Origin of the sequence: Paenibacillus cymbidii, assembly GCF_004764705.1 — a bacterium.
Classification (GTDB): Bacteria; Bacillota; Bacilli; order Paenibacillales; family NBRC-103111; genus Paenibacillus_AN; species Paenibacillus_AN cymbidii.
This window is the reverse complement of the sequence record NZ_SHLX01000011.1, coordinates 219,244-244,799: the sequence shown is the minus strand read 5'-3', so window position 1 is coordinate 244,799 and position 25,556 is coordinate 219,244. Positions and strand designations below refer to the sequence as shown.

General features: G+C 48.3%; 22 protein-coding genes, 2 tRNA genes and 1 riboswitch. Of the genes, 5 read left to right on the top strand and 19 right to left on the bottom strand.

Annotated elements, in window-relative coordinates; genetic code table 11:
• Nucleotides 1–197: 197 nt before the first annotated feature.
• Nucleotides 198–923 carry an N-acetylmuramoyl-L-alanine amidase gene (locus EXY20_RS17390; protein WP_235886078.1) on the top strand — a complete coding sequence of 242 codons (726 nt, stop codon included), beginning with the start codon at nt 198–200 and terminating at the stop codon, nt 921–923.
• On the opposite strand, the gene EXY20_RS17385 is transcribed toward EXY20_RS17390, so the two are convergent.
• From EXY20_RS17385 to EXY20_RS17360, 6 genes are all read right to left on the bottom strand, one after another.
• Nucleotides 910–1,770, bottom strand: a complete 861-nt coding sequence (locus EXY20_RS17385; protein WP_235886075.1) for a divergent polysaccharide deacetylase family protein — start codon at nt 1,768–1,770, stop codon at nt 910–912. The two genes, EXY20_RS17390 and EXY20_RS17385, sit on opposite strands and share 14 nt — an antisense overlap.
• Nucleotides 1,771–1,948: 178 nt before the next feature.
• On the bottom strand, nt 1,949–3,049 hold the full coding sequence (gene ispG / locus EXY20_RS17380) for a flavodoxin-dependent (E)-4-hydroxy-3-methylbut-2-enyl-diphosphate synthase (RefSeq protein ID WP_135553353.1): 1,101 nt from the start codon (nt 3,047–3,049) through the stop codon (nt 1,949–1,951).
• Nucleotides 3,050–3,164: 115 nt separating this feature from the next.
• A complete protein-coding gene (clpX, locus tag EXY20_RS17375; RefSeq protein WP_135553352.1) occupies nt 3,165–4,445 on the bottom strand; it encodes an ATP-dependent protease ATP-binding subunit ClpX in 1,281 nt (426 codons plus the stop codon).
• 11 nt (nt 4,446–4,456) lie between these two features.
• The gene (clpP, locus tag EXY20_RS17370) at nt 4,457–5,047 is read right to left on the bottom strand and encodes an ATP-dependent Clp endopeptidase proteolytic subunit ClpP (protein ID WP_135553351.1); all 591 of its coding nucleotides are present in this window, start codon (nt 5,045–5,047) and stop codon (nt 4,457–4,459) included.
• 215 nt (nt 5,048–5,262) lie between these two features.
• Nucleotides 5,263–6,564: a trigger factor gene (gene tig / locus EXY20_RS17365; protein ID WP_135553350.1), complete on the bottom strand. Its 1,302-nt coding sequence runs from the start codon at nt 6,562–6,564 to the stop codon at nt 5,263–5,265.
• Nucleotides 6,565–6,728: 164 nt separating this feature from the next.
• Nucleotides 6,729–7,646, bottom strand: a complete 918-nt coding sequence (locus tag EXY20_RS17360) for a hypothetical protein (protein ID WP_135553349.1) — start codon at nt 7,644–7,646, stop codon at nt 6,729–6,731.
• Between the two features lie 229 nt (nt 7,647–7,875).
• Here EXY20_RS17360 and EXY20_RS17355 point away from each other — a divergent pair, with 229 nt between their 5' ends.
• Complete coding sequence (locus tag EXY20_RS17355; RefSeq protein ID WP_135553348.1) at nt 7,876–8,310, top strand: hypothetical protein; 435 nt, start codon at nt 7,876–7,878, stop codon at nt 8,308–8,310.
• A gap of 121 nt (nt 8,311–8,431) precedes the next feature.
• Here the strand turns inward: EXY20_RS17355 and EXY20_RS17350 are convergent.
• The 4 genes from EXY20_RS17350 to EXY20_RS17335 all read right to left on the bottom strand — a co-directional run bounded on the left by EXY20_RS17350 (nt 8,432) and on the right by EXY20_RS17335 (nt 11,948).
• Nucleotides 8,432–8,508 (bottom strand) — tRNA-Arg (locus EXY20_RS17350).
• A 7-nt stretch (nt 8,509–8,515) separates the two neighbouring features.
• Nucleotides 8,516–8,589 (bottom strand) — tRNA-Gly (locus EXY20_RS17345).
• Between the two features lie 533 nt (nt 8,590–9,122).
• The gene (locus EXY20_RS17340; protein ID WP_135553347.1) at nt 9,123–10,616 is read right to left on the bottom strand and encodes a hypothetical protein; all 1,494 of its coding nucleotides are present in this window, start codon (nt 10,614–10,616) and stop codon (nt 9,123–9,125) included.
• An 18-nt stretch (nt 10,617–10,634) separates the two neighbouring features.
• Nucleotides 10,635–11,948 (bottom strand): hypothetical protein, encoded by a 1,314-nt coding sequence (locus EXY20_RS17335; RefSeq protein ID WP_135553346.1) that lies wholly within the window; start codon nt 11,946–11,948, stop codon nt 10,635–10,637.
• Between the two features lie 141 nt (nt 11,949–12,089).
• Here EXY20_RS17335 and EXY20_RS17330 point away from each other — a divergent pair, with 141 nt between their 5' ends.
• Nucleotides 12,090–13,037: a restriction endonuclease gene (locus EXY20_RS17330; RefSeq protein ID WP_135553345.1), complete on the top strand. Its 948-nt coding sequence runs from the start codon at nt 12,090–12,092 to the stop codon at nt 13,035–13,037.
• Nucleotides 13,038–13,524: 487 nt separating this feature from the next.
• Here the strand turns inward: EXY20_RS17330 and EXY20_RS17325 are convergent, their stop codons facing one another.
• From EXY20_RS17325 to EXY20_RS17315, 3 genes are all read right to left on the bottom strand, one after another.
• A complete protein-coding gene (locus tag EXY20_RS17325) occupies nt 13,525–13,899 on the bottom strand; it encodes a hypothetical protein (protein WP_135553344.1) in 375 nt (124 codons plus the stop codon).
• A complete protein-coding gene (locus tag EXY20_RS17320) occupies nt 13,900–14,337 on the bottom strand; it encodes a hypothetical protein (protein WP_135553343.1) in 438 nt (145 codons plus the stop codon).
• A gap of 319 nt (nt 14,338–14,656) precedes the next feature.
• Nucleotides 14,657–15,184 (bottom strand): DUF4352 domain-containing protein, encoded by a 528-nt coding sequence (locus tag EXY20_RS17315; RefSeq protein WP_135553342.1) that lies wholly within the window; start codon nt 15,182–15,184, stop codon nt 14,657–14,659.
• Nucleotides 15,185–15,322: 138 nt separating this feature from the next.
• On the opposite strand from EXY20_RS17315, the gene EXY20_RS17310 reads away from it, so the two are divergent.
• Nucleotides 15,323–15,655 carry a helix-turn-helix domain-containing protein gene (locus tag EXY20_RS17310; RefSeq protein WP_135553341.1) on the top strand — a complete coding sequence of 111 codons (333 nt, stop codon included), beginning with the start codon at nt 15,323–15,325 and terminating at the stop codon, nt 15,653–15,655.
• Between the two features lie 122 nt (nt 15,656–15,777).
• On the opposite strand, the gene EXY20_RS17305 is transcribed toward EXY20_RS17310, so the two are convergent.
• The 4 genes from EXY20_RS17305 to EXY20_RS17295 form a co-directional block, all read right to left on the bottom strand.
• Nucleotides 15,778–16,338 carry an NUMOD4 domain-containing protein gene (locus EXY20_RS17305; protein ID WP_167859312.1) on the bottom strand — a complete coding sequence of 187 codons (561 nt, stop codon included), beginning with the start codon at nt 16,336–16,338 and terminating at the stop codon, nt 15,778–15,780.
• A 132-nt stretch (nt 16,339–16,470) separates the two neighbouring features.
• Nucleotides 16,471–17,742, bottom strand: coding sequence for a hypothetical protein (locus tag EXY20_RS17300; RefSeq protein ID WP_135553339.1), 1,272 nt, complete (start codon nt 17,740–17,742; stop codon nt 16,471–16,473).
• Between the two features lie 264 nt (nt 17,743–18,006).
• Nucleotides 18,007–18,198 carry a helix-turn-helix transcriptional regulator gene (locus EXY20_RS39035; RefSeq protein ID WP_167859311.1) on the bottom strand — a complete coding sequence of 64 codons (192 nt, stop codon included), beginning with the start codon at nt 18,196–18,198 and terminating at the stop codon, nt 18,007–18,009.
• Between the two features lie 456 nt (nt 18,199–18,654).
• Nucleotides 18,655–19,575 (bottom strand): tyrosine-type recombinase/integrase, encoded by a 921-nt coding sequence (locus EXY20_RS17295; protein ID WP_135553338.1) that lies wholly within the window; start codon nt 19,573–19,575, stop codon nt 18,655–18,657.
• Nucleotides 19,576–19,984: 409 nt separating this feature from the next.
• Nucleotides 19,985–20,070: riboswitch (cyclic di-GMP riboswitch) on the top strand.
• 122 nt (nt 20,071–20,192) lie between these two features.
• Here EXY20_RS17295 and EXY20_RS17290 point away from each other — a divergent pair.
• On the top strand, nt 20,193–21,254 hold the full coding sequence (locus EXY20_RS17290; RefSeq protein ID WP_135553337.1) for an HD-GYP domain-containing protein: 1,062 nt from the start codon (nt 20,193–20,195) through the stop codon (nt 21,252–21,254).
• Here the strand turns inward: EXY20_RS17290 and EXY20_RS17285 are convergent.
• On the bottom strand, nt 21,251–22,132 hold the full coding sequence (locus EXY20_RS17285) for a TetR/AcrR family transcriptional regulator (protein WP_167859310.1): 882 nt from the start codon (nt 22,130–22,132) through the stop codon (nt 21,251–21,253). The two genes, EXY20_RS17290 and EXY20_RS17285, sit on opposite strands and share 4 nt — an antisense overlap.
• 59 nt (nt 22,133–22,191) lie before the next feature.
• Nucleotides 22,192–25,356, bottom strand: a complete 3,165-nt coding sequence (locus tag EXY20_RS17280; RefSeq protein ID WP_135553335.1) for an efflux RND transporter permease subunit — start codon at nt 25,354–25,356, stop codon at nt 22,192–22,194.
• Nucleotides 25,357–25,556 lie beyond the last annotated feature (200 nt).

The window sequence follows — 25,556 nt, the reverse complement described above, 5'->3', positions numbered from 1 at the left end:
CCTCCCATTCGGGTAATCTGTCCGTAAGACGGCTATGTACTAGTATTGCCCCGCTCCGGCAATGATAACCGCGCCAGGCAAAATAATGGGGTGGTCCGACTGGCAATCATACACTCGTATGGCGAACGGCAAACGGCATACGCTAACGAAAGAATCATGATGGCAGCGACGATCGGCGTCAACCGGAGGGGATTGAATTGGCAAAAGCGAGCAAATGGAGACGCATGGGATGGTTGGTTGGCTGCCTGCTCTTGCTGCAAGGAGCGCCGGCGGCGGCTTCGTCCGCAAGGCCGCCGGTACAGCCGGCCATGCCTTATGCCGACGTGCTGATCGATGCCGGTCACGGCGGCATCGACGGAGGCACGACGTATGGCGACATACTGGAGAAGCAAATAAATTTGCAAATCGCCGAACGGGTGTATCAGTTATTGCGCAAAAAAGGAATTTCCGCCGCGCTCGACCGAACCGGCGATTATGCGCTGAGCGACGACAACCGCTGGATGCGCAGCCGCTCCCGGCATTTGCGCGACTTGGCGCAGCGCAAGCACGTCGCCGATTCGCTGCGGCCGGTCGTGCTCGTCAGCCTGCATGTCAATTGGTCCAAACACGCGGACGAATCCGGGCCGCTAGTGCTCCACCAAGGCAATTACAACAGCGTCGTGTTCGCGCGCGTGATTCAGAGCTCGCTGAATGAGCTGTACGGCAGCGCCGAGCAGCCGCGCTCGGGCAAAACGTTTTATTTGCTCAAACATGCGCCATGCACCGCCATCATCGTCGAGATGGGCTTCATCTCGAACAGAGACGACCGCAAGCGGCTGACGACCGCACATGGACAAAAAGAAATTGCCGGCGCTATCGCAACCGGCATTCATCATTATTTGCATCTGCGGGCGACGAGCCCCGACGGGGTCAGCTACCCTTAGCCCGATCTGCAGCAAGCATTTCGCTCAGCCGGACAAAGCGAAACTGTTTGCCCAGTTCGGGCATCGTTTGTTTGAGCACGGCGGAAGTAATTTTCCCCGGATTGCCGACGTGGCCGATGGCGATGCCCCGGTCCTGCTCTTCCATCAGCTTGCGCAGCTTCTCCATCTGTCCGGACACGTGCCGGTGGGTGACGATATCGTCGAGGAACATCTGGTTCGCCAGCGTATGCAGCCCAACCGCCGAAGACACTTCCGGCACCACGCTGCGGTAATTCGTCCGGCTGTCGAGGAAGAACAGGCCGCGTTCCTTGCACACTTCCAGCACGATCGTCATCACCCGCTTGTCCCCTGTCGCGCGCGAGCCCATGTGATTGTTGATGCCCACCGCATAAGGCACGTCGTCGATCGCGGCGCCGACTCGCTTGCGAATTTCGTCGTCAGACAGCGCCGTCGTAATGGCGCCCGGGCCGAGCCATTCCTTGCGCCCTTGCTTCGGCTCCATCGGCAAGTGCACGATCACTTCATGCCCGGCCTTGTGCGACCATTCGGCATCGCGATGCGTTGTCGGCAAGAACGGCATGATCGCCGTGGTGATCGGCTGCGGCAGCGCCATCATCTGCTCGGTGCCGGCCAAATTGTTGCCGAAGTCGTCGATGACGATCGCCGCCATTTTGCCCGCCGGAGCCGGAGCGGGAGCCGGCCCCGGCTCCGGTTGTCCGCCCGGCAGCGGCTCCGCGCTTGTTGCGCCGGCATTCAACAGCAATAGCGCCGAAGCGACGCACAGCAGCGTCAGTATCCGTTTCATGCTTCTTGCAGGCAACAAAGTCCCGTTCCCGTCATCCTTCATCTGGTGCCGCTCCTCCGCTGTTCGTTCGCCGCCGTTCCCGGATCCGGGAACGATTGTCGCGACTTCCCTTGGTATGCGTCACCTGCGCTGGAATTATTCACCCCTCGCGGTTCAACGAATCGGCCCCCGTTTCGCTCGTTGACGAGCGGACGGGGGCCGGAATATAACGGCTAATGAATCAGGCATGCTTGCGTCCCGGAATCAAACCGGTACGTTCGTACTCGCGGACAATCACGTCGATTTCTTTCTTCAGCTCGCTGAGCAGTTCGGCTTCGGGCACTTTGCGCACCATCTCGCCGTAGCGGAACAGCATGCCTTCGCCGCGGGCGCCGGCAATGCCGATATCCGCCTCGCGCGCTTCGCCTGGGCCGTTGACGGCGCAACCGAGCACCGACACTTTGAGCGGCACTTTGATCGTGGAAATATAAGCCTCCACTTCGTTGGCGATGGAGAACAAGTCGATGTCCAGCCGCCCGCAGGTCGGACAGGAAATAAGCGTTGCAGCGTTGCTGATCAGGCCGAACGCCTTCAGCAGCTCGCGCGCCGCCTTCACTTCCTCCACCGGATCGGCGCTGAGCGAAATGCGCACCGTCGAGCCGATGCCCATCGCCAGCAGCGCGCCAAGACCGGCCGAGCTCTTGATCGTGCCGGAGAACAACGTGCCGGACTCCGTAATGCCGAGGTGCAGCGGATAGTTGAATCGTTCCGCTGCCTGGGAGTAAGCGGCGATCGCCATCGGCACGTCGGAAGCCTTAAGCGAAACGATAATGTCGCGGAAATCGAGCTCTTCCAAGATGCCGATGTGGAACAAGGCGCTTTCCACCATCGCTTCCGGCGTCGGATACCCGTACTTGTCCAGCAAATGCTTCTCCAGCGAACCTGCATTTACGCCGATACGGATCGGGATGCCGCGCTCCTTGCAGGCGCGAACGACCGCTTCGACCTTGTCGCGTTTGCCGATGTTGCCGGGATTGATCCGGACCTTGTCGATGCCGTTCGCAATTGCGGTCAGCGCCAGCCTGTGGTCGAAATGAATGTCCGCCACGAGCGGAATGCGGATTTGCCGCTTGATTTCCTTGATCGCATCGGCCGCTTCCTTGTTGTTGACCGTCACGCGGACTATCTGGCAGCCTGCTTCCTCCAGCCGGTGAATTTCGGCGACGGTCGCCTTCACGTCGGCAGTTTTGGTGGTGCACATGCTCTGGATGATGACTTCGTTGCTGCCGCCGATCGTCACATCGCCAACTCGGACGGGAATGGTTTGCGTGCGGTGGAACATACTCTGTTCTCTCCCCTGACACCAAACATCCTCCAGTCCGGCCGTTTGCATGCGGCTGTACGAACTGGAGGCTGATCGGTTGCGATTAGTCGGCGTTAACGGGATAACGGCTCCGTTATGCGCTCTCTTCCTTCTTCTTGGCGGTGCCGGCGGCGGCATCCTTGCCGCCTTCCTTCAAGTTCAGCAGCGGCGTAACCTTTTGCTGGATCGTTTCTTTGGTCACGAGGCATGTCGAAACATCCGTACGGGACGGAACTTCGAACATGACGTCGAGCATGACCGCTTCGATGATCGCACGCAGGCCGCGAGCGCCGGTATTGCGCTTGATCGCTTCCTTGGCAATCGCTTCGAGCGCGTCGGCCTGAAACTCGAGCGTGACATTGTCCATTTCCAGCAGCTTCTGGTATTGTTTGACGAGCGCGTTCTTCGGCTCGGACAAGATGCGCATAAGCGCCGCTTCATCCAGCGGCTCCAATGTCGAGATGACCGGCAGACGACCGACAAACTCGGGAATGAGCCCGAATTTGAGCAAATCTTCCGGCAGCACCATCGACAAGTATTCGCCCGGTTTCAGGTCGGTTTTGCCGCCGTCCGCGGCGAAGCCGATCACTTTCTTGCCGATCCGGCGCTTGATGATCGATTCAAGGCCGTCGAATGCGCCGCCGCACACGAACAAGATGTTCGTCGTATCGATCTGGATGAACTCCTGGTGCGGATGTTTCCTTCCGCCTTGCGGAGGAACGGACGCCACCGTGCCTTCCAAAATTTTGAGCAGCGCCTGCTGCACGCCTTCGCCGGAAACGTCGCGCGTGATCGACGGATTCTCCGACTTGCGGGCGACTTTGTCGATTTCGTCGATGTAAATGATGCCGCGTTCGGCCTTCTCCACATCGTAGTCAGCCGCCTGGATCAGCTTGAGCAGTATATTCTCAACGTCCTCGCCGACATAACCCGCCTCGGTAAGCGAAGTGGCATCGGCGATGGCGAACGGTACGTTCAGGATTTTGGCGAGCGTCTGCGCCAGGAGCGTCTTGCCGCTGCCCGTAGGACCGAGCAGGAGAATGTTGCTCTTCTGCAGTTCGACGTCTTCGATCTTGCTCTGCGAATTGATCCGCTTGTAGTGGTTGTACACGGCGACGGACAGCGACTTCTTCGCCTGGTCCTGCCCGATGACATACTGGTCGAGAATGGCGCGAATGTCCTTCGGCTTCGGCACATCCTTGAGATCCAGTTCTTCGTCATGGCCGAGCTCTTCCTCGACGATTTCGGTGCACAGCTCGATGCACTCGTCGCAAATGTAGACGCCGGGGCCCGCGACGAGCTTGCGCACCTGATCCTGCGATTTGCCGCAGAAGGAACATTTCAGTTGGCCTTTTTCCTCGTTGAATTTGAACATGGAATCACCCCTCAAGTCAGCTCGTTGCGGGAGATCACCTTATCGATCAGCCCGTACGCAAGCGCTTCTTCGGCGCTCATGAAATTGTCGCGGTCCGTATCCCGCTCTATCTTCTCCAGCGGTTGTCCGGTCCGTTCCACATATATTTGGTTCAGCTTCTGCTTCGTCTTGATGATCCAGTCGGCATGGATCTTGATGTCCGTTGCCTGACCTCTTACCCCGCCAAGCGGCTGGTGAATCATCACTTCGCTGTTCGGCAGCGCGTAGCGCTTGCCTTTGGCGCCTGCCGTCAGCAGGAGCGAACCCATGCTTGCCGCCATGCCGACGCAAATCGTCGAAACGTCCGGCTTGATGAACTGCATCGTATCAAAGATGCCCATTCCTGCGGTAACCGATCCACCGGGCGAGTTGATGTAGAGGTGAATATCTTTCTCCGCATCCTGCGCGGATAAAAACAACAGCTGGGCGATCACCAAGTTGGCCACGTCATCGTCGATCGCGCTCCCGATAAAGATGATGCGATCTTTGAGCAGACGGGAGTAAATATCGTACGATCGTTCCCCCCGCGCTTCCTGCTCCACTACCATCGGTATAAGACTCATACAGCCAACCCCTCTTTCCGTTAACGGATATCCAAACAAGCCGCTTACCGCATTCGACTTGCCGAATTCATCCTGAAGAATACGGGTTTCCACCCGCTTCCTCTTATTTTATCACGTTTGAGAAGCGATGTCATATGAACCGGCCTTCATTCCATTCGCGCGGGTATGGGCAAAGAAAGGCACGTTCGCGACGTGCCTTCCCGGTTCGTATATGTTTATGCTTCCGCCGCGGCCACAGTGCTATGCTCGAGCAGAAAGTCGACCGTCTTGCGAATGGCCAAATCGTGCTTCATGTTCTCGAGGCTGCCGTTGGCTGTCAAAATATTGCGGACATCCTCTACGGTGCGTTGGTACGTGTTCGCCATTTGTTCGAGTTCGGCGTTCACGTCCTCGTCGGTCGCTTCGATGCCCTCGGCCTTGGAGATCGCTTCGAGCACCAGGTTGTTGCGGACGCGCTTCGAAGCGTCGTCGCTCATTTGCGCTTTCAGTTGGTCCTCGGTTTGGCCGGTGATGCGGAAATACGTCGGCATATCGATGCCTTGCATTTTCAGCCGGTTGCCGAATTCCTCCAGCATGGATTCCACTTCCGTGGCGATCATCGCTTCCGGAATATCGATCGTAGCCGCTTCCGCCGCTTTGTCGATAGCGGCCCCTTCGCGCTCGCGCTTGTTCGCTTGCGCCTTGCGTTCCGTCAGCCGTTTGGCGATGTCCTGCTTGTATTCTTCCAGCGTTTCGAACTCGCTGACGTCAAGCGCGAACTCGTCGTCAAGCGCAGGCAGGTTCTTGCGTTTGATCTCGTGCAGGTGGACCTTGAACACGACTTCCTTGCCTTGCAGTTCTTCCGCCTGGTACTGCTCCGGGAACGTGACGGTCAGGTCCTTGTCTTCGCCTTTCGCCATGCCGACCACTTGCTCTTCGAAGCCCGGGATGAAGCTGCCCGATCCGAGTTCGAGCGAATGGTTTTCGCCCTTGCCGCCGTCGAACGGCACGCCGTCCAGGAAGCCTTCAAAGTCGATCACGGTCAAGTCGCCATTCTCGGCTGCACCTTCTTCGACAACGACAAGCTCCGCGTGACGCTGCTGCATTTGTTTCAGTTCCGCTTCGACTTCCTCTTCCGTCACTTCGTCGCTTGCGGCCGGCACTTCGATGCCTTTGTACTCCCCGAGCGTTACTTCCGGCTTGACGACCACCTTGGCGGAAAATTTCAGTTCCTGGCCTTTGGCGATTTGCTGGACGTCCACTTCCGGACGGTCAACCGGCTCGATGCCGGTTTCCTTGACGGCCTGCATATAAGCTTCCGGCAGCAAAATGTCGAGCGCGTCCTGATACAAACTTTCGACGCCGAATTTCGCTTCGAAAATGCCGCGCGGCACTTTTCCTTTGCGGAAACCCGGTACGTTGATTTTGGCAGCGATTTTCTTGAATGCCTTGTCCAAAGCGGAAGCGACCTGCTCGGCTTCCACCTCGACCGTCAGAACCCCTTGGTTCTTCTCTATTTTTTCCCAGCTTGCTTTCATTTTATGCCTTCCCCTCCAAAAAAGTTGCCTGGTTTCTTGATCACGTACGCGAAGAAACCGGCCAAAAGCACGGTCCTCGCCATGATAACCATTTCATTATATCACAAACGATTTTCATTTCAAGGCGACTGCGCAGCGGGAAATCGGCGACGGCTGCTTGCCCGTTATTCGCCGCCAAGCGGCTGCACGGCTGCCAGAAAGGTGCGAAGCGACTTGACCGCGGCGCGCATGCGTTCGAACGTCGCATCGCCGACACCGTAAAGCTCGGCAATCTGGTCGGGCCGGCGAATGCCCCCGATCGTGCCTTCGAGCGCCAGATGAAGTGCTCCCGCCCATGCGGCTCGCCCTTCCTCGTCCAAAAGTGTCAGCGCCGCATACTCTTCGCTTCCATATAGATAGGTGCCGTATTCCTCCCACAGCCGTTCGGCAAACGAGGCCAGCGTCGGATCCAGCCGTTCCAGCACGGACTGGACCCGGCGGAGCACGTCGACGAACGGCTCGGGAAATTGCGCCAGCCCCAGCGGAACGTTGCCGACATCGACGGCAATCGGCTTGCCGCTCCTGACCAGCACGCATTCCCCGGTCATGCCGAGCCGGCGAAGCGACTGCAGCGCGGCGAATTGCAGCAGCGGGTTGTGCTCCTTGCCTGCAAGCCAGTCCGCTACGGCCGGGACAACTCGCCTTTCGCCCAGCGCGGCCAACTGTTCCAGCGCCTGCTGCTGACGGGCGGGTGGCGATTCCGGAGCGAGCAGCATCTGGAGCAGCCGCTCTTCGTATGCCGCGTCCGCCTCCCGCTTCGCCGCGACATGCGCGCGAAGCAAATCGGCCTCCGCTTCTTCTTCGTCTTCCGCCTCCGGAAGCGCGGCCGCTGCAGGGTTTGCTGCCATATGCGTCTCCAGCCATTCCAGCAGCATGCGCCATTCCTCCGCAGTTGCGGCATCGCCGTTGTCGCAGGCCAGCAAAAAGCGCAGCGTCTCGGCCGCCTCGGCGAACCGGTCGCTCTCCAGCAAACGCGTCAGCTCTTCCTGGTAAAACTCGATCGATTTCGGAAACAGCACGACATTATCTTTGGACTCTCCCATGGCATCACCTGTTTTTCCAGCCTGTTGGCTTCAGCATCTTATCGTTAGATCGTATCGCGTAAGGCGGCAAAATGCAAAAATCGCAGGGCCGCCAGCCTTCTTGTCCGTCTGCAAACGTCTGTTTGTCCAACCTAGCAAAAAATGAGGAATTCATTGATAGATTAGTACCCTTGCCGAATGATTTTAGAAGAATATGATAAATCATCATCCAAGAAAGGAGGCGTGCCGAATGGCCGTATGGGTATTTTCAACAGGCTCGATCGTCAAAACGGCGAACACACCCGCATTTTTGCGCATGACTGTCAACAACCGGACGACCGACACGCAGAACTACCGCATCATCGTTTGGAATACTTCGTCTCCTGACGGACCGAAAACGGCGCTGCAGCAATTCGCTTTCAACATTCCGCCAAACAACACAGATACGCTCGAATTCATTATCGACCCTAGCGCTAACGTTACCCGGTATGAGGTCGAATACCGGTTTTCCAATCCGCACATGGTACCTTGGCTGTTCCAGATTTTTGCAACGCCTTTGTTCGAAACTCCGCTTTCCGAGGAAGTTGCGGCGGCACTCACAATAGTAACCGGCTCGATTTGGATCGATGAAACCGTCTCTGCCGGCGAAATGTTCGCCGACAGCACACAGAACGAAAATCCGTAATTTCCGTCACAAAAATAAAACCGGAACGTTCCGCAAGCTGCGGAGGTTCCGGTTTTTCCCTTATCGTCGGCGTTCCCGGTACTGGCGGGATGCGCTGCGTATGCGGAGTCGAATGAACAACTGGCGACCCAGGAGGGATTCGAACCCCCGACCAACGGCTTAGAAGACCGTTGCTCTATCCAGCTGAGCTACTGGGTCAAATCGATGGAGCGGGTGAAGGGAATCGAACCCTCGCCTCAAGCTTGGGAAGCTGGCGTTCTGCCATTGAACTACACCCGCATGAAGTGACGAGGAATAATGTAGCATAAACACTAGGGAAAATCAAGGTTTATCACTGGATTTTTGAACAATACACACTAACTACTTGAGTATTCCGGTTCCAATAATATAGTGTTCAATTCAGTTTGTCTAGTGGTCTAAATACAAAATAAGCTTGTGGTCTAGGCTTTGAATTAACGGATTACTTTTTTCTTTTCCGCTGCCAAAAACAAATTATGCTTTAATATTGTCTGCCCTTTCTTTTAGCCTTCCACAATTGAGCCTAGAGGGGGTAGGCGGGTTTTCATCGGAGCAGCCGAAAGGCATCAATAATCTATAAGAGGCAGCACCACATACAAAACCTCGACTTTTCAAGGGGCACTTCACTCAACTAAAGCGTTTTTCAAAGGGAGAGGGGTATCAAAAACTTGAAATTTAACTTCCGATAATGCTATAAAAAGGGCTTCCCGGAAAAAATCGGGGGGCATTTTTATGTAATTGTCTTTTGTAGTTATTAAACTGGCTGCAAAAAAATTGATGGAAGAACATCTCCATCAATTCAATAAGCAGAATATTTCTCTAGGCATCCCTGTAACCTGATGAATAAAATGTAATATTGTTTTTGCACTATGAGTATTCCCTCTGGTATTAGTGAACATTTGATTTAATTCCTTTTCATCGACTTTTTTACCCTGTAGATCATATTCAGAGAGAACAAAATCGAGAAATCTTAAAATATCATAGTAGTCATGTGGGCTGTTAATAATTCTTGAAAGCAGATCATTAAAAGCCTCAAAATAACTCGGCGGGGTTAAATTAACGCTTTGTTTGTTGGCTGGTGGATTAAATTCAGGGAATTGTTGTTTTACTAAATTGTATGCAATTTTAAACGATGCATCGACAATTTCAGTTCTTTTCTTGAGTGGAATTTCACTTGAAATCAACCCCTCATAAATTGTCTCACGTTTTTCTTCGTCAGAAAAATAATATATTTCTTTAGTTATATTTAGAATGGACATTGTAAATAAACAAATTAACTCATATACCGCCCATCTAATGGCTTTTTGTTGTTCTTCTTCAAAAGCCAACGTTGAATATGAAGACAAGTCTCGTAGTGCTGTAATTGTCTTCTTAGCCCTTGAAAAATTATCTAAAACCCAATAATCACTACTAATAAAAGTGCTTATCTTTTTATATACCTCATTTGTTGGAACGCTGATTCTCGAAAAAATATTTTTTTTATTTAGTTGAACGTGATAATTCCAAGAACCTCGCCAGTCAGTTGATCTTATTCCATAGTCATGTTCCAATTTGTCTATTATTCTGGTATCGAGTATCTGTATTCCTGCTCTCCGAGCATACTGCTTTGTTGTTTGTCTTACCCCGCTCTTAACAAATATTACATCATTGGCTTGAATCGAAGTCATAACACCTTTAATCCATGTTATCCTATCATGAGGGCGAGCTTGTCCAGATTTGCAATCTGCCCAAACTGTTTTACTTGAGAAGTCTTTATGGATGTAAGTCCCGAACACATCTAAATCGGTAATTACATCTGCTGATTCATCCTGTGACGTCTTTAACAAAACTCCAATCTTTGGGTAGTAGCCCATATAGAATATTAGCCGTTTCATTCTGTACTCTAGTAAATCACCATCAGCGATTCGTGAAGTTCTACTTTTACTGTCTCTTGATGTAGCGCGGCCAAATTTATCGTCCTCAAATAACTCAACCTGTTTATTTAGTGTTTGTCTTCTGCTAGACCCGCTTTGCTCTCTAGGTAACGGAAGCTTTGAGTCATATGTCGTTGGTTTTATTCTACTAGCTTCGCTTCCAATTGAGTCTGACGAATAGTTATCTATCTGAACGTTCTGAGAATCATTTATTTCCGCAGGCATTTTCGCTATTGGAATTTCTGGCACTACCAATGGTGGAATTAGGTGATCGGATACAATGGTATCCATCTGTTCTTTTTTACTTTCACTATCAACGTTTGATGGATTAACATCAACTTCTCTTTCTTCCGATTCATTTTTCTTTTCCTCCATGTAAAAGCCCCCATCCTTTTATAAAAGTTCGCCTCTCAATACTCTGTTAAAATGTTCTTCTGCCTCTTTCAAGTGTTCGGGTGACTCCCCTAGCTTTATTCTTGTTTCTTCAGCAGTAATAAATGAACCTGTATCTGATACTGTTGTATAATCCGTAACATCTCTTTCGTTATCAATCCGGTAATCTGGACTTTTAATTATATTCAATGCTGCTTCTGCTACGTCTTTACGAATAAGTTCTAAGAAATAGCCACTTTCTGTTCTATTACGGTAGTAATTATAACGGGAACCGTGTGTCACTTTAACAATTCCCTTTTTTTCCAATAATGTATAGTCCGTTTCATTTGCGGGATGTGGGCCAATCTTCCCGTTTCGGATAAGGTAGCTAAGGAACTTTTCTGTTTGATCTATCGTCGAGTATAGGGTGTAATTTTCTCCGAATCTAATTGAAGCAAGCAAAAGTTTTACATCATCAAGAATATCATCATCATACCCCGCCGAGCTAATTAGGTCGGAACTGAAACCAAAATCTTTCTGTATTCCTCTGCTGGACAAGATGGTAATTGGGTTTATCATTCCAGTCTTTTTTGCAATTGTTAGTAAATCATTGTCAATTGGAGGTAACTTCTCAAGGGGGTGTCCTTGAGCTTTTTGAATAATCTCGATCACTTCTTTTAAACTCTGCTTTCTCCCAAAGTCTAAGCTCGATATTGCCATGGCTATTTTTTTATGGTTTGGCCCCCACACATATTCATTACTTATGATCGCTTCATGACTTTTCGTTTTGTTTAACATTTGGATAAGTTTAAATTGAGTTTGTAATGTAAAAGCCAAATTCACATCATTTTCATTATACCCTTGATTTTCTAGCAATTGAACAAGCTCACTTTGTAGGTATGGAATCTTTTTTGTAGCATCCATTGTTTCTACAGTAACTCTTTCTATTGTTGACGGATTAGATATTTCAAAAACCTGCCCAGTAATACCTAATACTTCATGGTTAGTAAATACATATTCTGCAACTCCAGTTATATCCCCAGTGTTACTTCTTATTAGTTCAACTTGGCTTTCAGACGCTTCTTCAAGCATTGGAAGCACGATCTTGTGAAGCTCCCTCGGTGATATGTTTACAGAGTTGGCCATTTTCTCTAATTTCTTAATATTATCTATTTCTTTGTTACCTCTGATAACACCTAACAATCTTCCGGCTTTTCCAGCAGTATTTAATCTGTCAAATTCATCTAAGTTTGAACTGTCTGTTGTGAACGCTTTTAGATGTTTCTGTGTTGCAATCGACCAGTATCCAGATTTAACTTTATCTTGTTCCGACATTTTTGTCCCTCCAAGTAAAAAAATATGGTAACATTGGATATAGTTTCAGACAATAGTATAATTGAAATGAACTATTTTTTACAGATGTTTCTAGTAAAAAAGAACTAGAATTTCAAAATATTATTATACTAGGGTGTGACCATGAATATAATTTATCATTATCCGCCAGAGCTACTGAATTTGTTAGTTGATACGATTCCAATATTGAATCGATCAAAAAAAGACATAATTGTTTTCTTTAGAGGTGCAGGAGTAAGTGAATCAATCCTAAGAGATATGGCAAATGCAGTACAGTTCAACCGGGAATCCATAAATAAATATGAGATTGTCCGCAATGTCTTAAGTAGATTAAACGAATTAGGAGAAGTCACTCTTCGGGAAAGGCGTGAAGTGCTAAAGAGAGTTATTGAATTTGAAAGTTTTGAGGCCTGTTGGGATTCAGATCGTTTAAAAGCAAAAGGTCTTGTACATGAAGTAAGGCAAATCGTTAACGTAAAAGATTCTTTTACCCGCATGAAACAAGAGAAAGAAAAAGTAGAACTGAAGAACAGGGAAGAATATTTAAAAAGAATTGAAGAATCACAAAAATTAGCTCGTGCAAAGGAATTATTTAAAGACGAGATAAGTACACTCTTTTTTATGAAAGACCCTCATAAAAGAGGTAAATTATTTGAAGATGTTTTAAATAGACTATTTAATTCATTCGGTATACTTGTTAAAGAATCATTTACTCTTACAGGGGACAGCAAAGAGGGTATCGTTGAACAAATTGACGGAGTAATTGAATTAGACGGCGATTATTATCTTGTTGAAATGAAATGGTGGGGGCAAGCAGTTGGGCCTGATGAAATTGGCAAACATTTGGTTAGAATATTTACACGCGGACAAGCAAGAGGTTTATTTATTTCTGTAAGTGGATTCACTGACCCCGTTATCACCACTTGTAAACAAGCTTTAGATAAAGTTGTAATCGTCTTGTGTGACCTTCAAGAAATAATTTCAATGTTTGAAGATAAAGGTGATCTAAAAAAATTCCTTAAAGAAAAAATTCAAGCTGCAATTATTGACAGAAACCCATACCACAGGTAGCATAATAAACTTATTGACATTCAATGAAATCTCCTATATTATTACATTATCAAATCCGGAAGCACCGGTCGAAGCCCAAGGGAAGCACCCTTGGGTTTTTTGCATCTTTTGATTGAATTAAGATCATCTTGATGGGTATTAGCACACAAATAAATGTATTTGTGCCTTTACGATATGTCGAATGGTGATATCGATTATCATTATCAATATTGTTGGTTTTTCTCTTGCACAAGCCTGAACGAAAACATATATGTCGTTTATCCATCGGTTCGGAATTAGTTAAAAAGGACTTCGGTTATCCCAAGTCCTTCATAATTAATTCTGCATATTCTCTTATAGTACCTTCATTAGCGAATGCCTTTTCTCTGATTAATTCACGAACTACAGCAGAACGGGATTCATTGCGCTCAATAGCCATTAACTTTAGCAACTTATTGGAAAAATGGTCTAATGTTAGATTGTTTTTTATCAATTGTCCACACCTTCTTTACAGATCAACTACAACATGAATCATTTTATTGATTACTTGGAGTTCTCCTGCAATGTCAAGAACTTCTGCCTTTCCTGAATCGCGTAACTTCAAGAGTAAGTCCGGTACAACGTCAGTAGAGATTAGTGTTATTCTTTCCGGCCCCGACTTGGTTTCCTTGATATGCTCATGCATACCCTGACCGAATTTCAGATCATAAGAAGCAAGAGTATCTAATAACTGTTTGCTAATGCACCAGTTATCTGCAAGATTTTCATAATCAAAGGCGAAAAAGTCTGCTCGTCTCCCGAAGTTAATATATCCGGCGGGCTTCACCTTATAAATTGTATATCCTTGATAGCTGTATCCATTGATAATATCAACTTTGTTCATTTATTTGCTCCCTTGTATATGTTCAAATGGTTTTCTATTTGGTCTGTTGACCGATTTTGCATACTTCAAGTGTTTAAACGGTTCTGGCATTGACTTAGGTTTGCTATTCGCATTAGCCGCCGCTATGTTATTCGGCTTTTTCGGTTGTATTGTAGGCTTCACGACAGTCTTTTTGGTTAATGAAACTTGCAACGGCTTTTTAGCCGGTTGATTTGACGGCTTAAATGGCTCTGGCCCTGCATCCTTTGAAGTTTCCGTTTTTTTAACTGGAGTATCTCTTTTCGCTTCTTCGACATTGTTAATGAACAATGCCGCAATTATCTCCTTGATTTTCTCCGGGTCACCATTATTTGAAGCGATTGCAAGCGAATGATGTAGACTCCTAGCCCTGATGCTTTCGATATTTGCTCCGTATGCGATTTTGTATTCTTCTGTCATTTATTAATTCTCCTTATTGGGTTATAAATTTACGATCAGGAATCTGCCGTTTGTCGCTATCTAGGAGGTAATGGAATAGCGGTATAAGCAGCAAATCCCGATCTATATTGAATGGGTGTGCCGGAGGAAGCCGCGCCCCCACGTGCAGGAACTAGAAAATGTAAGGCGGGTATTCTGATTCCATATATAATAAGCTTCTAAAACCTTCCAAAATAATGCGCCTAGATACATTGGAAGCATCATTCAAATTGTCAGAGGAAATATAAAAAGCCGTACTAGACGGCTGGATGTTGATCGAATATTAGAATTGCTGTTTTGTCTATTTTCCATCAGATAATAACTTACCTTTTCGTTCGCTTAAATCAAACGTTGCTTTCTCATTGTCATTCTCATAAAGCAATTTCCACCCCGGCAGAGTGTCATTTTTTGCGCTAATTGATTCTGGAAGCTCAAACAGTACAACGCCGAACTTCTCAATCTTCGGCCCATACTGTGTGTTGTTTATGGCTTCATAGTAGTTAGATAAGTTTTGAGTAATTGGCTCGTATGTATTTTTTCCATCTGTTAGCTTAAAGTTACTTGCATCAATAGATATAGATTCACTACTTGTATTCTTTGCGAATAAACTCGCAATCAGAAATTTTGTACCGTTACTGGATAGAATCTTGCCATACTTATTATTAGATTCAACGTGAGTAATATAGATCGTTGTGCTGGGCATAACAGCGTCCTCCACCATTGCAACCGAAACGGATTTACTGTTAGTGATACTACTACTATTAGTGTTAGTACATCCCATGAGAACTATTCCCAATAGTAAACCAAGTATAAATAGCCTTGCTTTCATCCCATTTCCCCCCAAAGTTTTTGTATCAAGAAAGATTATAACAGAATAATCCTTATTGTGACTATATTATTAAATTTGTCCTTATTGTCACTTTATATAACTAAGCAAATTAACCTACCCTTTTCTTGGGTGATAATAATGGACGTTCTAAATGCCGTAGGTGAACGAATTAGGAACTACCGGAAAGAACGAAAATGGACACAACAACAATTAGCCGAAAAGGCTAACGTAAATGAAAGTTATGTAGGAAAAGTTGAGCGCGGGGAAAGAAACGTGACAATTGACAGCTTGCTTAAGATAACCGGAGCTTTAGAGATAACACTTGAACAACTATTCAAAAACATCCAATCTAATCGTCAAAGTCGAAGTAACGAAGTATTAACTGAAATTATTAACCGACTACACGGGCGGAACTTGAAAGAACAACAAAAGATTTTAGCTATCATTGACCTTGTTATAAATGATAAATAAAAAATTAAGCCTAACTCATTTCGATAGCTAGGCTCATTTTACAGCCATTCGATGAAGCTACGAGTCTAATATTTGATTTCCTCGCCGCGGTATTTCTTGAACCTAAAATTACTCAGGACATCTCAAAGACATTGAATATACTTATTTAAATCAATTTGTCCTTTTGAAATCTTCCTTACAAATCTCGGATGTATGTCGAACTTCTTAGCTAATGCATGTTGATTGAACTCTTTGCTGTGTGGTTTGTAAAATTCGTATATGTAAAGTACATCATCTAGGGTTAACTTAGTTCTTCTTAAGCCTTTATCCCATGAGTGAGTAATGTTCTCGTAACTTGTTGACCAACATAGGTTGACAACTTTGTTGTCGTTCTTCTTACCATTAATGTGATTCACTTCAGACTTATTATCGGGATTCGGTATGAATGCTAGTGCAACTAGCCTATGGACACGATTATTTGTTGTTTTTATACCTCCATTGGAAAAATTAACGGTTAAGTATCCATCTTTATCTTCACGCAAGGACAACATTTTGCCCTTTAATGGTACTGCAACAACTTTCCCCGCTTGTACTCGTTTGATAACCCTGTCAAGGCTTCTAACCCTGCCGTTGCTACTTACTTCATAATACCCTTCGTATCCAACAACTGCTTTCCAAACTTCATCTTCGTTAATTTCATTCATTGTTAATCTCTCCTTTAATATTCGCAAGCTTCTTTGCTTGACGTGTGGCATTTCCAGCCGCGAATACCGGAGATTACTTTATGTCGTTAGTGTAATCCCCGCCAATTCTGACGGGGATGTTTTGTCGCGTCATCAAGCAATTCTGAATTTATCTTGGATGTATTTCCTAGATTCAATGAAGTTGTTCGTATCCAGTTCTTCATTTTTCTTGATAATACCGATATATATATCAACTGTATTTTTAACAATTTCATCTGTAAGCGAGCATTCCCATGTATTACTAACAGCCATTCTTTTAAGAAGTATCCTTTGTTTCTTTTTGTCTGTTCGACTGTAGTAAATCACTTCTACACCTGCGCCGTAGCCAGTATTAAAATTATCAATGAGATACGGTCTGATGTCTTCAATATTACTTGCATTGACCGATATTTCTTTACCATCAATAATGATAGCGTTCTTGTTGTTCTCTCTCTGTTTAACGCTTACCAGTTCATTAATTTGCTTTTGTATGTAATACCTCACCTTCTCCGGAATACTGGCAAGCTTCTTATCAGCGACAGACTTAAATTCTAGAATGTGTATTTGTTTGACATACAATTCAATGTCAGATTTGTCGATGAAAATATTAAGTGGCTTAATCCAGTTACCCCATTCGATAATTTCAGATTGGGCAGCATCAGAAGTATTCTCTTTAGGTTGTTCTGTCTGTTTTACTAGATCGTTAGTAGTGAAAGCGCTTGTTTCTTGCTTTTCTACTTCTCTGACAATAGTAAGAATTTGGTTGTTGCTTTGCCCGGCTGCAAGTAACAGTTGATTATTTAGACATGGATACCACTTTGGTGTACATTGCCCAAAACGCCCGTTTTCATCTCTGTATTTTTCACCTTCAACACAATATATTTTGCCTGCTTCTTTCATCTTGTTGATTATGTCAATACCAGTATTCTTAGAACATCCTAGGTAATCCCCCCATTTTTCCTTAGCTTTCTCAAATCCGTTAAATGGTTCTTTTGCGAATCGATTCACAGTAACCAATACTACAAATTCGGCAGGTTTTGAAGCTTTTGCAAATATGTCAGGAGTTACTTGTTCATGTCCGCCAAAGTCAGGAAATCTAATTGTTAATGGCGTATGTGCACTTAACTCACCTTCATATTCAAGTTGAATTATTCCTTGTTCACTCAATTGTTCTAATAAGCTTTTGATTTTCACTACTTTCCTTTTCAATATTGAATTTGATAAAATCTTGCCTTGGGCAAGTAGGTCTATTGTTGTTTCTGTGTAACCGCAAAAAATTAAATATCTCGCCCTTAGCATTGCATATAAGTATATCTGTTCGCATTTATTCTTTATATTTTGGTCAAGTAAACGGTTATAAATTATAATAAAATTGTCATTTCCCATCAGCAGTTTTCCTCCTATAAATACCCTCTGCCCACGCAAAAGAATATATATATACATTTGTTATTAAGTATATTTGTTATTATTTATATCTGTTATAGTCCACCATTTTTTGTACAAATCTGGTACATATTTTGGGTATGGGTAATGTACTGATTCGGTACAGTTTTTGGTGGGCGGTATATAGCAAATTGGTACAATTTTTGGTTATTGGTATTTATTGATGACCAATTCTTGTACCGATCTGGTACATATTCTGGTGGTCGGTTATTTTCCCCCTGCTTCTGCTTGTGCTTTGTTCTTGATTACCCAATCCGCTACCAAATCCAATTCATACCTTATCAAGTTGTAAGATAATTTAATCGAGGGTAACCCTTCATTCTTCCATCTGCATAGCGTGCGCTTGGAAATGCTGAACTTCTCACATACTACCTTTGCTTTAACTAGGTTTTCATTCATCTAACATTCTCCTTTTATTTGATTTCATATCACTAAAAGCTTCTTGAAGACGCAAAATTATGCCTTATTATGTCATCACTTATATATTTACGAATATTTTCGATTTGTCCCCACTTTGTCAGAACAAATTTTAAAGCTATTCGAGAAACCGAATTAGACAAGTTCTATAACTAAGGCTGTCAAAGTCGGCGGGAAATAAAAGAGACGACCTCCATTAGGAAGCCGCCTCAATAATCAAATATTAGATTCTGAAACTTCGCACAGTAATTTGTCCCGTTCTATTCTAAGCTGTCTAATTTCGTTTCTAATGGCTTTCCGTCTCTCGGGTAGTGTATTTGCCCTCCCGTGCTCAAGAGCAAGCCCTACATGCCTTCTAGCAACTTCCAAAAGCCGCCGCGCCGTCTCGTCATCCTCCATCGCAATCCAAACCAAATGTTTGCTCATTGTTCCGCCCCCCTAGAAGTTCAAGGCATTTAGCGGATTGAATTTTTCGTTTTGTGTCTTGAGCGCTGTTCCAAACATACGAACATACCGATTCGTCATCGAAATGTCACTATGTCTGAGCAGCCTTTGAAGCGTGAAAGCATCCATACCATTTTGAATGCAGCGGACAGCAAAAGTTGAACGGAAGGTATGGCAGGATAACCGCACGTCCTTGAAGTTCATAATGCCTTTAAGCCGTTTGAATATGGTTTTAACGGATTCCTCCTGCAACTGCGTGTTCTTATCGGTTGGAAAAACAAACGTGCTGCATTCATCAAAATACTGTTCGCAATAAAGTCGGTATTCCGCAAGTTCCTTGCATAATCGGTCAGTCAGTGGTACTGACGATAATTCCCGCTTCTTGCCCATAATTGTAGCTGAACCACTACTAAGCTCAACATCAGACCATTTCAGGCTAATCAATTCCCCAAGCCTGACACCTGTTCCAAGGAGAAAAATAATAATCGTGTAGTCTCTGACGGAATAGAAACTCTGTTGCCGTTGCTTGATTCGCCTAAGATAGCCCAACATCTGATCAATGTGATAGTCTGAAAACGGCTGGATGATGATTTCTTCTTTAGCGTAGTTGACTTTCTTACAAATGTTCTGCTTCTCGCTGATGATTTCGTTTTCGAGCAGCCAGTTAAAGAAGTTTTTCAATATGCGGAGCTTGTTGTTTCGCGATGTTGGATTGTTTCCTTTGTCGCTCTGCAATTCCATGAGGAAGGATTTTATTGTTACTGCTGAAACATCGTGAACATTGACGATTTCGTTTCTTGTACAGTAATCCTGAAACAAGTCCAGAGCGGAAATGTAACCATCAATCGTCTTGAGGGACAGATTTTTGTACTTCTTATCTTCGATGAAGTCCTTCACAGCAAATTTAATCAGCATAACAAAAAACACACCTTTCCTTTTGAGGTTTGTGTCTCAAGAGGTTAGTGTGTTAAAGTTCTACATTCCGGTTTTACCCTGACCACTAGCTAAAATACGCTACAAATTCAGCATCTATGCGGGATTCATTAGCGAACCCTCGCCTCAAGCTTGGGAAGCTGGCGTTCTGCCATTGAACTACACCCGCGTGCATGAAGTGACGAGGAATAATGTAGCATATTGCGGCGGCAAAAGCAAGATTTATAGAAAAATTGCAATGTCCGTTATTCGGGAAAACAACTTTGCCCGATCCGCTTCGGAAAGAAGAGGACAAATCGACATAAGGGACAATAATCTAGTTCCAAAGTATCACTTCCGTCAGGAAAACGCTAGATTAAATCGGTCGCTTCGATTATAATCACTCTTATACAAACGATAATGGCAAACTTGTCGAAAGGCAAGGACGCAAAGCTTCGGGCCTAACGGTGAATCACCAATGGCGGCTGGGCTGCCGAAGCATAGGGACGTCTTCGCCAGAGCATCCTTGCTTCCATCCGGAAAGGGGTGTTTTTTATTTTCGCGTTGCACGCGAAAAAACTCGAATCATGTCGTATACATAGAAGGAGGAGCTGTTGCGTATGCAAGTCGCTACCTATGGAGAGCTTGTCGGCAAACGATTGCTGCATAGTGTCGTAAACGCCAACGGGATGATGCTGCTCCCTGTCGACACGATTTTGTCCGAAAGCCATGTGGAGAAACTCGAGCGATTCAAAATCGACATCTTTGACATTCAGGTGGAGTCGCCGGATCGCGAACGCAGCCGCGCTCGCATTACGGATAAAGCGCGTTCCGCCAAATCCGCCGAAACGATTGAACTGGTGAAGCGGACCGACGCCACCCTGCACGAAATCGAAGCGCATCTGCACGCCAAAGGGAGCCTGTCGCTGCCGGAAATCGAACAATCGCTTCTTCCCGCGATCGTCGAAGCGACGAAAAACCGCAGCATCTACAAATTTTTCTCCGAGCTGAAAGAAGAAGGCGATTTCCGTTTCAAGCACAGCATCGGCGTCGCCTACATCGCCACGATGATCGGCAGCTGGATGAAGCTGGACGAAGCCGAGCTTTCGCTGCTGACTACTGCGGCCAGCTTGTGCGATATCGGCTCGATGAAGCTGCCGAGCGAACTGCTGCACAAAACGGCGGGATTCGAGCCGGACGAATACGAGCTCGTGCAGAAGCATCCCGAAATCGGCTACGCGCTGCTCAAGGACTCGGAGCTCGATCCGCGGATCTCGCTTGTCGCCCTGCAGCATCACGAACGCGAGGACGGCAGCGGCTATCCGGCCCAACTCACCGGCGACCAGATCGACCCGCTCAGCAAAATCGTCGCCATCGCCGACGTATATATGGCCATGACGTCGGATCGCCCGCAGCGGCTGTCGCTTCCGTTCTACCAGGTGATCGACGAACTGTACAACGAAATCGTGCGCAACCGCTTCGATTCCTCCATCGGCATGACGTTTCTGAACCGGCTCATGTCGGCGCAAGTTGGAAGCGATATCATTTTATCCGACGGCAGATTGGGCCGCATTGTGCTGATTAATGCCAACTACCCCGCCAGTCCGCTGGTCGAGGCAGAAGGAGAGTTTATCGATCTGAGCAAAACGAACCGGGTTAAGATAGCGGAAATACTCGGCTAACCCGGCAAATATTCGGCAATCGTTTCGGCCCTTGCGTCAAGTTCGGCCTGGCCGGCGCCGCGCAGCAGCGCAAGCAGCCCTTTGACGATCACCTTGCGCGGCTCCGGCTTACGAAACTCCGCCACCAGCGCGTGCAGCGCGGTCTCCAGTTCTTCGCGTTGTTCGGGCGGCATGGCGAGACGGGCGATCCATTCGCCCGTCTCCGCCAGCTCGTCGAACACGTCCCGTCTTTTCCCGCCGCCGAACAATTGGCTGAAGTCCTCGAACCGGGCGAAATTCGCTTCCCCAAGCAGCGGCTGCGGCTTCGACGCGAGCAGCCCCCGCATCATATCGTCCAGCCGCGACACCAGAAAGTCCGCCAACACGCCAAAATCGAGCTTTTGCTGACCGAGCAGCATATATTTGAAATAACCGGTAATTGTCGCATCGAACAGCACAGCGGCATCGTACGTATACGGTTCGGCTTCTTCGCCGTAATGAGCGGCGATGCACGTTTGATAGCCGCGCAGCACCAACTCGCCCAATGCGAAAATGACCGGCCGGATCTGCTCGTTCAAATCGAGCCGTTCGCGCAGCAGCAGCTTGAAGAAGTCGCCGAATTGGACAAACTGCTCGCGCACCAGCAGCACAAGTCCGATCAGCTTCTCCCGCGGGGCCAGCTGCGCGTCGTCCACAATTTCCGTCATCCCCGCCGCGAGCCGATCGGTATAGTGACGGCAGATGGAGACGAGCAGCTCGTCCTTCGATTTGAAATGCACGTACAAGGAGCCTTTGGCGATGCCGAGCGAGTCGACGATTTCCTGGATGGAGGTGTCGTGATAGCCTTTATCGGCAAAATGCCTCACCGCCGCTTCCATAATTTGCTGCTTCCTGTCCATTCGCATCCCGCTCCTTTCGCTTCAGGCTCCTCGCCCCGGATGGTGTCGTTCTCACTTCACTACTCGAACGCTGCCGCTTTTTCGTCCAGGGACGATTTTGACTTGCGGCGGAAGCGGGACAGGAATTCGTAGACGATCGGCACGATGACGAGCGTCAGCAAAGTCGAGCTGAGCAAGCCGCCGATTACGGTAACGCCCAGTCCTTTGGAAATCAGGCTGCCGCTGGTGCTTTCAAAACCAAGCGCAAGCGGGAGCAGCGCGCCGACGGTCGCGAGCGCCGTCATCAGAATCGGGCGAAGCCGTGTGCCCGCAGCTTCCAGCAACGCTTCGCGCGTGTTCATGCCGGCCATTTCGTTGTGCCGGACGCGGTCGATCAGCACGATGGCGTTCGTCACGACAATGCCGATCAGCATTAGCACGCCCATCATCGCCGACGCGCTGATCGTTTCGCCGGCCAGGTACAGGCCAAGCAAACCGCCAATCACCGTAAACGGCAACGAGAACAGGATCGCGAACGGGGTCAAGCCGCCGCCGAACGTAATGACGAGCAGCAAGTAAACAATGGCGACTGCCGCGGCGATCGCGAGGCCGAGCTGGGTGAACGTTTCGTTCAATTGCTCCGTGACTCCGCCGAAGTCGACTTTAATATTGGCCGGCAGCTTAAGCTCGTCGATTTTGGCTTTCAAATCGTTGGATGCCTTGTTTACGTCTTTGGCCAAAATGTTCGCCGTTACGTCGACATACAGCCGGTTGTCCTTGCGGGTAATCGTGTTGGCCGAAGTGCCTTTTTCCACTTTTACGACGTCTTTCAGCGCCACTTCCACGCCGAGCGGGGAAACGATTTTGGCGTTTTCGATATCGGCGATCGTCGCATATTGCGTTTGGTTGACATTGACATGCACCTGGTACGTTTTGCCGTCGGACTGGATTTCGGTCAACGACGGGCTCGTGCGCATCGGGCTGAGCTTCATGGCAACTTGTCCTGCCGTAAGGCCAAGCTTGCTCAGCTTCTGCTGATCGGCGACGAGCGTATATTGCTCGTACGTTTTCGACAAGCTCGTGTCGACTTTTTCGAACGACGGATCGGCGGCCACAATGCCGCGGATTTTGTCCACCGCCGCTTTGATTTCGTCGATGTTGTCGCCGTACACGGACAAGCTCAGCTTGCTGCCGCCCAGTCCGCCGCCGAAATCCATTTCTCCCCACGTGCCTGCCGCGTCGAGCGTTTTCAGCTGTTCGATCAGCTTGTCCTTTTCTTCCTTGAAATTTTTCGTGTCGTTCTCGTATTGCGTATAGAACAGCGCCGATTTGGAAGGTCCCGGGCTGAACGGATTTTGGCCGCCGACGGAATATTGCAAATTGACGACGCCGGGACGCTCCAGAATGAGCTTCTCCGCCTTGAGCGCCGTTTGCTCCACGTCGGACAGCAGCTGGCCGGGAGCCGGGCTGTACGTAACCATGGCATACTTCTCTTCCTCTTCCGGCAGGAAGCTGACGCCGACGACCGGGACGAGGAAGAAGCTGCTGACCAGCAAAATAACGGCAAGGCCGAACGTAAGCAGCTTGTGGCCCAGCGTCCAGCGGAGCACGCCGCGGTATGCATGGCCGAGCGCGCCGGGTTTTTCGTCGCTGTGCTGCTTTTTCTTTTTGAGGCCGTCGCCGAACATTTGGTGCGCCAGCATTGGCACAACGGTAATGGCCACGAGAAGCGAGGCCAACAGCGCAAATACGATCGTCAGCGCGAACGGCAGGAACAGCTGGCCGATCGGGCCGCTGACGGTGCCAAGCGGCAGGAACACCGCGATCGTCACAAGCGTGGACGACATGATCGGCAGGAACATTTCGCGCGTCGCTTCGCGGATCAGTTCCTTGCCTTTCAGCCGTTCCGAGCGCATCGACATGCGCCGGTAGTTGTTCTCGATGACGACGATCGAGTCGTCGACGACGCGGCCGATCGCTACGGTCATGGCGCCCAGCGTCATGATGTTAAGCGTAATGTCGAACTGCTTCAGCAGCAGAATGGCGATCAAAAGCGAAAGCGGAATCGACACGATCGAAATGATCGTCGTGCGGATATTGCGCAGGAACAGCAGGATGACGATGATCGCAAACAAAGCGCCGAACATCGCTTTGTTCAGCATCGTGCTTACCGACTCTTCGATCGGCTTGCCCTGGTCGAGCATCACGATCGCATTGACGCCAGGGTAGTCCTTTTTGACGCGTTCCATCTCATCTTTGACGGCATTGACGACTGTCACCGTGTTCGCTTCCTGCGACTTGGTGATGTTGATGCCGATCGACTGCTTGCCGTTCGTGCGCGAAATCGACTCCGCCTTGGCAACCAGCTGCACGTCGGCAACCTCGCTCAGCTTGACGGTCGGAATGCCGGCGGCGGCTACGGCTTCTGCGCCCGCACCCGCTCCTGCCGCAGCGCCCTCCGGCGTGCCGGCTCCTGCCGGCGCTCCGGTTGCGGCTCCGGCGGGCATGGCGGGAATCGCCAGGTTGCGCAAATCGTCGATCGTCTTCACGTTGCCGTCGACAACGATCGTTTTCTCCGATTTGTCCAGCTCGAACAGGCCAAGCGGCGCTTTCACCGCGGACGCTTGCACGATTCCTTTCACCGTTTCTTCGCTCAGGTTGTATTGCTTGAGCTTGTCCGGCTTGAAGCGGAGCTGCACTTCCTTGACCTGCTGCCCGGAAACGGCAACCGTACCGACGCCGTCGATGCCTTCGAGCGCCAGCTTGATATCGTCGCTCACGATACGCGTAATGTCTTCCAGCGACTGGTTGTCGCCCGAAATGCTCAGCGAAACGACCGGGAACGCGTTCAGGCTGATTTTGGACACTTGTGTCGCTTGTGCGCCTTCGGGTCCGGTAAAATCGGCCAAAGCCGCACGCAATTCGTCTTCGGCCTTGTCCATGTTTTTGCTGTACTTGTATTCCACCACGATTGAAGAAACGTTCTCCGACGAAGTCGAAGTCACGATATCGACGCCGTTCAAATTGCGGATGCGCTGCTCGAGCGGCACCGAAATTTTGTCGGCGACCGATTCGGGCGCCGCTCCCGGGTAAACGGTCGTTACGGTCAAAATCGGCACTTCGATGTTCGGAATCGTTTCTTGCTTCATGTTCATGCCGGAATAAAGCCCGGCGACGACGACAATCATCGTCATGATCCAAATGGCGAATTTGTTGTTCAACGAAAAGTTGATAATGCTCTTCACACAACCACTCCTTTGCTCTTTTTGCCAGGGCGTATCAGACACACCCTAGTGTCTGCAATTTCTTACTTGAGAATAGCGGAACGAAGCAACATTTTCAATAAAAACTGACCGGTCAGTCACCGAGTTCACAAAACGTTGCGATTTGTCGGGCCGAACCCTCCCCTTCAAATACCGCTGCATGCTTCCCTCCGCCAACTAAC

Coding starts and splice junctions, on each gene's coding strand:
- EXY20_RS17385 (WP_235886075.1), bottom strand. CDS start 1,770: ATGAAGGATGACGGGAACGGGACTTTGTTGCCTGCAAGAAGCATGAAA.
- ispG (WP_135553353.1), bottom strand. CDS start 3,049: ATGTTCCACCGCACGCAAACCATTCCCGTCCGAGTTGGCGATGTGACG.
- clpX (WP_135553352.1), bottom strand. CDS start 4,445: ATGTTCAAATTCAACGAGGAAAAAGGCCAACTGAAATGTTCCTTCTGC.
- clpP (WP_135553351.1), bottom strand. CDS start 5,047: ATGAGTCTTATACCGATGGTAGTGGAGCAGGAAGCGCGGGGGGAACGA.
- tig (WP_135553350.1), bottom strand. CDS start 6,564: ATGAAAGCAAGCTGGGAAAAAATAGAGAAGAACCAAGGGGTTCTGACG.
- EXY20_RS17360 (WP_135553349.1), bottom strand. CDS start 7,646: ATGGGAGAGTCCAAAGATAATGTCGTGCTGTTTCCGAAATCGATCGAG.
- EXY20_RS17355 (WP_135553348.1), top strand. CDS start 7,876: ATGGCCGTATGGGTATTTTCAACAGGCTCGATCGTCAAAACGGCGAAC.
- EXY20_RS17340 (WP_135553347.1), bottom strand. CDS start 10,616: ATGGAGGAAAAGAAAAATGAATCGGAAGAAAGAGAAGTTGATGTTAAT.
- EXY20_RS17335 (WP_135553346.1), bottom strand. CDS start 11,948: ATGTCGGAACAAGATAAAGTTAAATCTGGATACTGGTCGATTGCAACA.
- EXY20_RS17330 (WP_135553345.1), top strand. CDS start 12,090: ATGAATATAATTTATCATTATCCGCCAGAGCTACTGAATTTGTTAGTT.
- EXY20_RS17325 (WP_135553344.1), bottom strand. CDS start 13,899: ATGAACAAAGTTGATATTATCAATGGATACAGCTATCAAGGATATACA.
- EXY20_RS17320 (WP_135553343.1), bottom strand. CDS start 14,337: ATGACAGAAGAATACAAAATCGCATACGGAGCAAATATCGAAAGCATC.
- EXY20_RS17315 (WP_135553342.1), bottom strand. CDS start 15,184: ATGAAAGCAAGGCTATTTATACTTGGTTTACTATTGGGAATAGTTCTC.
- EXY20_RS17310 (WP_135553341.1), top strand. CDS start 15,323: ATGGACGTTCTAAATGCCGTAGGTGAACGAATTAGGAACTACCGGAAA.
- EXY20_RS17305 (WP_167859312.1), bottom strand. CDS start 16,338: ATGAATGAAATTAACGAAGATGAAGTTTGGAAAGCAGTTGTTGGATAC.
- EXY20_RS17300 (WP_135553339.1), bottom strand. CDS start 17,742: ATGGGAAATGACAATTTTATTATAATTTATAACCGTTTACTTGACCAA.
- EXY20_RS39035 (WP_167859311.1), bottom strand. CDS start 18,198: ATGAATGAAAACCTAGTTAAAGCAAAGGTAGTATGTGAGAAGTTCAGC.
- EXY20_RS17295 (WP_135553338.1), bottom strand. CDS start 19,575: ATGCTGATTAAATTTGCTGTGAAGGACTTCATCGAAGATAAGAAGTAC.
- EXY20_RS17290 (WP_135553337.1), top strand. CDS start 20,193: ATGCAAGTCGCTACCTATGGAGAGCTTGTCGGCAAACGATTGCTGCAT.
- EXY20_RS17285 (WP_167859310.1), bottom strand. CDS start 22,132: ATGGACAGGAAGCAGCAAATTATGGAAGCGGCGGTGAGGCATTTTGCC.